The organism is Luteibacter sp. P4_D7_3 (genome assembly GCF_056401735.1).
Genome location: NZ_JBFUIT010000605.1, coordinates 1 through 1,038, shown reverse-complemented (window position 1 = coordinate 1,038; position 1,038 = coordinate 1). Strand labels below are relative to the sequence as shown.

1 protein-coding gene is annotated in these 1,038 nt (G+C 63.1%); it reads left to right on the top strand.

The features are described from left to right. Window positions 1-543 precede the first annotated feature (543 nt). Window positions 544-1,008 carry a hypothetical protein gene (locus AC1DSN_RS23080; protein ID WP_477333219.1) on the top strand — a complete coding sequence of 155 codons (465 nt, stop codon included), beginning with the start codon at window positions 544-546 and terminating at the stop codon, window positions 1,006-1,008. The last annotated feature ends 30 nt before the right edge of the window (window positions 1,009-1,038 follow it).

The window sequence follows — 1,038 nt, the reverse complement described above, 5'->3', positions numbered from 1 at the left end:
TTCCTCGGCCGAGCTGACGGCCGCCGCTCTTGACCTGGTCGCGCGCCATCGCGCGGCCATCCCCGGCCCCCTTACGGGCCGTTTTCGCGCCCCGCGCCCCGGCCCCCAACTGACCGCCGGGGCCGCTTTCTGGCCTTCCTGCCCCCTTTGGCGGTGGAAATAGGGGCCGGTTTCGGGTCCGGTTAGGGGCCGATATGGGGCGGGTTTGAGCCGAGATTATCCAATAAAAACAATGATGGGGCCGAGTGGGGCGGGTTTTCACGCGCTGGTTGTCATGCGGGGAAAGGGGATAGCCCCGAGGCCGACCCGACCGCCTAATATTTAATCTTGTATGTGCATGGCGATGGATCAACCCGCCCTTGCGGTCAAGGTGTTGGAATGATTGAAGACAACCCGCCCCTGGTGCTGCCCCAACCGGCCCCTAACCGGCCCCTCCTATCTGCCCCTAAGAAAGACTGTGAAACATTTCCTATTCGGCCCCTTTAGGGGCTGAAATCCAACAAAACAGGGGGAAAACCCTTTCCGATCGGCTAAGGCCGGGGGTTGCAAATTGCCGAGCTTGCGACGAGTCTGAGGGCCTTGATTCGAAGAGGGCAGACCTACCGCATGCCGACCATGCCAGCGACATTCCGGGCACCATGGCAACCGACGCGCGAAGAGCGCGACCGGGAGACCGACCGCCTTCGCGGGTCAGCTCGGGAGCGGGGCTACTCGGTCGCATGGGACAAGGCATCGCGCGGCTTCCTGCTTCGCCATCCGATATGTGCGGCATGCGAGGCGGCCGGCCTGATCGTCGCGGCCGAGGTGACCGACCACGTCATTCCGCACAAAGGCGACATGGGTTTGTTTTGGGATCGGTCGCGCTGGCAGGGCGCATGCACCTGGCATCACAACGTCGTCAAACAAATCCTTGAACGTCTGTTCGAAGATGGCGCGATCGGAGAGGCCGACCTTTGGCTAACCTCGGCCTATGCGCAGCGGATCGCGAAGAGGGAACGCGGATGCTGACCAGGACGCGCGACCAGGCCGTGACCATGC